General features: G+C 62.7%; 7 protein-coding genes. 1 reads left to right on the forward strand and 6 read right to left on the reverse strand.

Annotated features, from left to right (window positions below; all coding sequences use genetic code 11):
* The 4 genes from AC1D0P_RS04555 to kynB all read right to left on the reverse strand — a co-directional run.
* Positions 1-519, reverse strand: a 519-nt coding sequence (locus AC1D0P_RS04555) for a hypothetical protein (RefSeq protein ID WP_477675608.1), incomplete at its 3' end; no start/stop codon positions are given.
* A gap of 217 nt (positions 520-736) precedes the next feature.
* Positions 737-1,597, reverse strand: coding sequence for a tryptophan 2,3-dioxygenase (gene kynA, locus AC1D0P_RS04560; RefSeq protein WP_477675609.1), 861 nt, complete (start codon positions 1,595-1,597; stop codon positions 737-739).
* A complete protein-coding gene (kynU, locus tag AC1D0P_RS04565; RefSeq protein ID WP_477675610.1) occupies positions 1,597-2,877 on the reverse strand; it encodes a kynureninase in 1,281 nt (426 codons plus the stop codon). The genes kynA and kynU overlap by 1 nt, the downstream gene beginning before the upstream one ends.
* A gap of 10 nt (positions 2,878-2,887) precedes the next feature.
* Positions 2,888-3,547 carry an arylformamidase gene (gene kynB, locus AC1D0P_RS04570; RefSeq protein ID WP_477675611.1) on the reverse strand — a complete coding sequence of 220 codons (660 nt, stop codon included), beginning with the start codon at positions 3,545-3,547 and terminating at the stop codon, positions 2,888-2,890.
* 225 nt (positions 3,548-3,772) lie between these two features.
* On the opposite strand from kynB, the gene AC1D0P_RS04575 reads away from it, so the two are divergent.
* Complete coding sequence (locus AC1D0P_RS04575) at positions 3,773-4,537, forward strand: SDR family oxidoreductase (protein WP_477675612.1); 765 nt, start codon at positions 3,773-3,775, stop codon at positions 4,535-4,537.
* Between the two features lie 45 nt (positions 4,538-4,582).
* Here the strand turns inward: AC1D0P_RS04575 and argF are convergent, their stop codons facing one another.
* A complete protein-coding gene (gene argF, locus AC1D0P_RS04580; RefSeq protein ID WP_477675613.1) occupies positions 4,583-5,527 on the reverse strand; it encodes an ornithine carbamoyltransferase in 945 nt (314 codons plus the stop codon).
* Positions 5,524-6,080: aminotransferase class III-fold pyridoxal phosphate-dependent enzyme (locus AC1D0P_RS04585; protein ID WP_477675614.1), on the reverse strand; the 557-nt coding region annotated here is incomplete at its 5' end. The genes AC1D0P_RS04585 and argF, both read right to left, overlap by 4 nt.

The following is a 6,080-nucleotide window of genomic DNA, read 5'->3' on the forward strand; positions in this document are numbered from 1 at the left end:
AAGCAGGGCGGGCAACAGGGTGGGGTATTCAACGGCGCCCTTCATCGCGAGCTTTAAATAAGCTTTCCAGTTTTCCTGGCCGACCCTCGGTTGATACTTTTCCAGGTCCTGGGGCGAATTCGTTTCGATCACGGAGTACCCGCGCTGCTTGTCGCCCTTCTCGTCTTTGCAGGTAACGCAATAAATGGTTTCACCAAAACCAAGGGTGTAGAGTTTTTCAGGGAGCTGGTCGTACTCTTTTTTGTAGTTTGCATCCAGGAGTTTTCCCTTGGTGATATGACCTGTATCACCGGTGAAGATAGCGACCGTTTTTGATGCGGCGACAGCATGTGCCACCGCGTCCCCTGTCGTTTCCGCTAACGCGGCAGACCTATCCCTGTCACTTTCGTGTGTGAGGTCGTAGACGTAGTATTTGAAATATTCAAAACCATTCCTGGCAAAGAAACAAGCAAGCGCAAACACAATCAGTGCAAGCGCGACTAAAGCTTTTTTGGTCTTGGATAGGGTCGGAAAATTCATGGCAGATGAGTGGCTGATGAACGGCAAGCGAACAATATATGTGCTGATTGAAGGGTTGGCCCGTGAAACGCAGGCAAGAACGGAATCGGATAATCGGAGTATCGCTGACGATCTTGACTGATACAACAACGCAGGGTTCTGCCAAGCAAGTTGATGAATTGGAGAGGGATAGCGATTTGTGGTTTTTGTAAGGGCTGTGGCTGGGTTTGATGAATTCTTATAGATCCGTTCGTAATTTCCAGATTTCCGGGAATAGCACCACGTCGAGCATCTTGCGCAGGTAGCTCACGCCGCCGGTTCCGCCGGTGCCGCGCTTGAACCCGATGACCCGCTCCACCGTGGTGACATGCCGGAATCGCCAGAGCCGGAAAGCGTCTTCCAGGTCGGTCAGTTCCTCGCCGAGCTGGTACAGGTCCCAGTATTTCTTCGGGTCGCGGTAGACCACCAGCCAGGCCTGCTCAACTTCATCGCTCTCGACATAACCTTGGGTCCAGTCGCGTGCCGTGTGGCTGGCAGGCACGGCCAGGCCGCGGCGGGCCAACAGGCGCAGGGCTTCGTCATACAGTGACGGGGCTTCATAGGCAGCCTGCACCTGCGCCAGCAGGTCGGGCCTGTGCGCGTGGGGCTTGAGCATGGCGGCGTTTTTGTTGCCGAGCGCGAATTCGATGCAACGGTATTGCGCACTCTGGAAGCCGCTGGAATTGGCGAGGTAGGGGCGTATCGCGCTGTATTCGGGCGGCGTCATGGTGGCCAGCACATCCCAGGCGTGCACCAGCTGCTCCATGATGCGGCTCACGCGGGCCAGCATCTTGAAGGCGCCGCCCAGCTCGTCGTTCGCAACGTTGGCGATCGCCGCGCGCAGCTCGTGCAGCATCAGCTTCATCCAGAGTTCGCTGGTCTGGTGCTGGATGATGAACAGCATTTCGTTATGGTCGGGCGAGAGCGGCTTTTGCGCGCCCAGGATGGCATCGAGCTGCAAATAGTCGCCGTAGCTCATGGATTTGCTGAAATCGAGCTGCGCTTTTTCGTCGCGCACGATGTCTTCTGGCGCTTGTGGTTTGTTTTCGTTGTTATTCATCACGTGACCGCGTGCTTCTGGTTGAATTCGGCTTTTTGCCATTCGCCGGTTGCCAGTACCTGCTTCAGATGCTCGACGGCGTTCCAGACGTCTTCAAAGCCGATGTAGAGCGGTGTGAAGCCGAAGCGCAGGATGTCCAGGTGCTTGCCGGCTTCGCCGTCGCCTGCGCGGAAGTCGCCGATGACGCCGCGCGCGATCAGCGCCTGCACGATGGCGTAAGCGCCTTCGGTTCGGGTCAAGCAGACCTGCGAGCCGCGTTGCGCATGGCCGCGCGGCGTGGCCAGGCCCAGGCCGTGGCCCGCGCAGCGCTCTTCGACGAGCTGGATGAACAGGTCGGTGAGCGCCAGCGATTTTTTGCGCAGGGCCTGCATGCCGCCCAGCGGCTCGGCTGCCAGCACGGTGTCCAGCCCGCATTCGAGTGCGGTCATGCTCAGGATGGGCTGTGTGCCGCAGAGGTAGCGGGAAATGCCGGAGGCGGGGCGGTAGTCGGGTGTGAACTCGAAGGGCGCTGCGTGGCCCCACCAGCCGGCCAGGGGCTGCCAGAAGCGGTCGGCGTGCTTGGGATTGACCCAGACAAAGGCCGGCGCGCCGGGGCCGCCGTTGAGGTATTTGTAGCCGCAGCCGATCGAGAAGTCGGCCTTCGCCGCGTTCAGGTCCACCGGCACCGCACCCGCGCTGTGCGCGAGGTCCCAGACGGTGAGCACGCCGGCGGCATGCGCTGCCGCGGTGAGGCCGGCCATGTCATGCATGGCGCCGGTGCGGTAGTTCACATGGGTCAGCATCAGCACGGCGACTTCAGCGGTGAGCGCTGCGCCGATCTCTTCAGGCTCGACGAGCTGCAGGCGAAAGCCGCGCTCGCGGCACAGGGCCTCGGCGATGTAGAGGTCGGTCGGGAAGTTGCTGCGCTCGCTGACGATCACTTTGCGCGTGGGTGCGTCCTGGGCCGCGATGTGCAGCGCGGCGCTCAGCACCTTGTAGAGGTTGATGGAGGTGCTGTCGGTGGCCACCACCTCACCGGGGGCCGCGCCTATCAGCCGGGCAATCTTGTTGCCCAGGCGCTGCGGCAGCTCGAACCAGCCGGCGCTGTTCCAGGAACGGATCAGGCCCTGGCCCCATTCGGCCGTCACCGCTTCGGCGACACGGGCGGCCGCGGTGTTCGGCAACACGCCCAGCGAGTTGCCGTCGAGGTAAATCACGCCTTCGGGCAGCGTGAATTGCCGGCGCAATTCGCGCAGCGGGTCTTGCGCATCGAGGGCGCGGCAGTCTTGCAGAGTGGTCATCATTTTTTCTTCAGGGGAGTTCGCGCAGGATGGCGCGTACGGGGGAGGCATCGGCCTTGGTGAGCTTGAGCGGCAGGGCAATCAGTTCGTAATCGCCTTCAGCCACTTCATCGAGCACCAGGTTTTCCAGCACGCGCAGGCCGTGCGCCAACAACTGATGGTGGCTGGGCAGGTCCTGGCTGGTGGAGGGGTCTACGCTGGGTGTGTCTATGCCGATCAGGGTGATGTTTTTGCCCGCCAGTAATTCGAGTGTTTCCGGCGCGATGGCGGTGAAAGCGTCCCAGGCCTGGCTGGCGTTGCGTGCGGTGCGTAGCAGCACGCGCGCCGGCAGGTCTTGCAGCGCGTGAGCGATGTGTTCGGGCAGGACCAGCGGGCCGCAGTCCATGCAGTGGATCACGCGGCATGGCCCAAGGTAGGGAGCGAGGTCCAGTTCGCCAACGCTGGCCTGACCGTTGGCATAGTGCAGTGGCGCATCGGCATGCGCGCCGGTGTGCGGCGACAGCGTGATGCTGTTGACGTTGACCGGGCAACCCGGCGCCAGCGAAAAATGCAGCTGCTGCGAATAGGCCGTGTCGCCGGGGAACACCGCGGCGTTCTCGTCTACGGCCGGCGAGATGTCCCAGATTTTGAGCGGTGGTGATGCGCCTGTAGCGCGTGTGCGGGCTGTCATGGGTGCAAAGGTAGCACCGGCAAAAAAGCCGTGGTGTCGGTTATTTCCAACAATTCCAAAAATAGTTGAAACCTAAAGTATTTGACAGGCGACGACCTGCGGCGAGGCCCCAGGCGCGGCCTGTGCAATTGCGCGGGCTGGGGCACAATCCAGACCTGCGGCGCTTGTGCTGCATCGATTTACCAACCCCCTCCTGCAACCCTTCAAGAGAGACAAAGGCACACCATGAATCCCGACAACAAGTCCAACGGCAAAGTCGCACTCGTCACCGGCGCGGGCACTGGCATCGGCAAGGCCGTGGCCCTGGCCCTGCTGCGGGAAGGCTATAGCGTGGCATTGGTCGGGCGCCGCGTGGAGCCGCTCAATGAAGTCGCCAAGGAGGGCGGTACGGACCGCGCGCTGGCCTTGCCGACCGACGTGAGCAAGCCTGAGTCGGTGGCGGCAGCGTTTGCCAAAGTCAAAGAGAAGTTCGGACGCCTCGACCTGCTGTTCAACAATGCCGGCGTGGGCGCGCCGCCCGTCAACCTCGAGGACATCACCTTTGAGCAGTGGACCAATGTGGTCAATATCAACCTGACCGGCTCTTTCCTCTGCGCGCAGGCTGCCATCAGGCTGATGAAAGACCAGTTGCCCCAGGGCGGCCGCATCATCAACAACGGCTCGATTTCGGCCCACGCGCCGCGGCCCAATTCGGCGCCTTACACCTCCACCAAGCACGCGATCACAGGCCTGACCAAGTCCATCTCGCTGGACGGGCGCAAGTACAACATCGCCTGCGGCCAGATCGACATCGGCAACGCCATGACGGAGCTTGCCGCCCGCATGGCCAAGGGCGTGCCCCAGGCCAACGGCGAGATCGCCATCGAACCCATGATGGATGCGAAAGAAGTGGCCGACGCGGTGGTGCACATGGCGTCGCTGCCGCTGTCGACCAATGTGCAGTTCATGACCATCATGGCCACGAAGATGCCGTTTGTGGGCCGGGGCTAAGGGCCCGGTTCTTAACGACGGCGCCGCGCGCCGTCAGCTCGCGCCTTACGCGAGCTGACCCAGCAGAAGGAATTCCATGAGTGCCTTTTGCGCGTGCATGCGATTCTCTGCCTCGTCCCAGACCACCGACTGAGGGCCGTCGATGACCTCGGCCTCGACCTCTTCGCCGCGGTGGGCGGGCAGGCAGTGCATGAACAGTGCGTCGGGCTTGGCCGCGCGCATCATTTCGGTGTCCACGCACCAATCGGCGAAGGCCTTCTTGCGCGCTTCGTTCTCGGCCTCATAACCCATGCTGGTCCAGACGTCGGTGGTGACCAGGTCGGCGCCGGCGCAGGCCTGCATCGGGTCCTTGAAGACCTTATAGCTGTCGGCCGAACGTATGCCGGCGATGGACTGGTCGACCTCGTAGCCGCCCGGCGTGCTCAGGTGCACCTTGAAGCCCAGTATCTCGCTGGCCTGCAGCCAGGTGTTGGCCATGTTGTTGCCGTCGCCCACCCAGGCGACCGTCTTGCCCTTGATGGAGCCGCGGTGCTCTATGTAGGTGAAGATGTCGGCCAGGATCTGGCAGGGGTGGAACTCGTTGGTCAGGCCGTTGATGACGGGCACGCGCGAATGCTCGGCGAAGCGGTCAATCTTGGTCTGCTCGAAGGTGCGGATCATCACCAGGTCGACCATCCGGCTGATGACCTTGGCGCTGTCTTCAATCGGCTCGGCGCGGCCCAGCTGGCTGTCGCCGGTGGTCAGGTGCACCACGCTGCCGCCCAGCTGGTACATGCCGGCCTCGAAGCTCACGCGGGTGCGCGTCGAGGCTTTTTCGAAAATCATGGCCAGCGTGCGGTCGACCAGCGGTTGGTGTTTTTCGTAGGTCTTGAATTTCTTCTTGATGATGGCGGCGCGCTCGAACAGGTAAGCGTATTCCGCCGCGTTCAGGTCGCTGAACTGCAGGTAGTGCCGCACGGGGGCGGGGGTAGAGGGGATCGCAGTGCTCACGCGTTTTTCTCTTTCAGCAATTGCTTGATCAGCGGCACCAGGATGGCCACCGCCTCGTCGGCCTCGGCCGTGGTCATGGTGAGCGAGGGCACCAAGCGGATCACGGTGTCGGCGGTGACGCTCAGCAGCAGGCCGTTTTCGGCGGCGCGGCCCAGCAGCTCGCCGCAGGGCACGGTCAGTTCAATGCCCAGCATCAGGCCGCGGCCGCGGATTTCTTTCAGGCCTTTCTCGCCGGCCAGGCCGCTCGCCAGCGCCGCGCGCAGGTGGTCGCCGACCTTCACGGCATTGGCCAGCAGGCCTTCTTCTTCCATGATGCGCAGGGTTTCCACGCCGGCCCGCATGGCCAGCGGATTGCCGCCGAAGGTGCTGCCGTGGTTGCCGGGGCTGAAAATGCGGGCGGCCTTGGGGCCGSCCACGACGGCGCCGACCGGCACGCCCGAGCCCAGGCCCTTGGCCAGCGGCATCACGTCGGGCTTGATGCCCGCCCACTGGTGGGCAAACCACTTGCCGGTGCGGCCCATGCCGCACTGCACCTCGTCGATCATCAGCAGCC

The sequence above is a fragment of the Polaromonas sp. P1_G2 genome (genome assembly GCF_056405515.1).

What these genes read in the sequence shown, in the direction of transcription:
- kynB (WP_477675611.1), bottom strand. Translation starts at nt 3,547, where the DNA reads ATGACAGCCCGCACACGCGCTACAGGCGCATCACCACCGCTCAAAATC.
- kynA (WP_477675609.1), bottom strand. Translation starts at nt 1,597, where the DNA reads ATGAATAACAACGAAAACAAACCACAAGCGCCAGAAGACATCGTGCGC.
- AC1D0P_RS04575 (WP_477675612.1), top strand. Translation starts at nt 3,773, where the DNA reads ATGAATCCCGACAACAAGTCCAACGGCAAAGTCGCACTCGTCACCGGC.
- kynU (WP_477675610.1), bottom strand. Translation starts at nt 2,877, where the DNA reads ATGACCACTCTGCAAGACTGCCGCGCCCTCGATGCGCAAGACCCGCTG.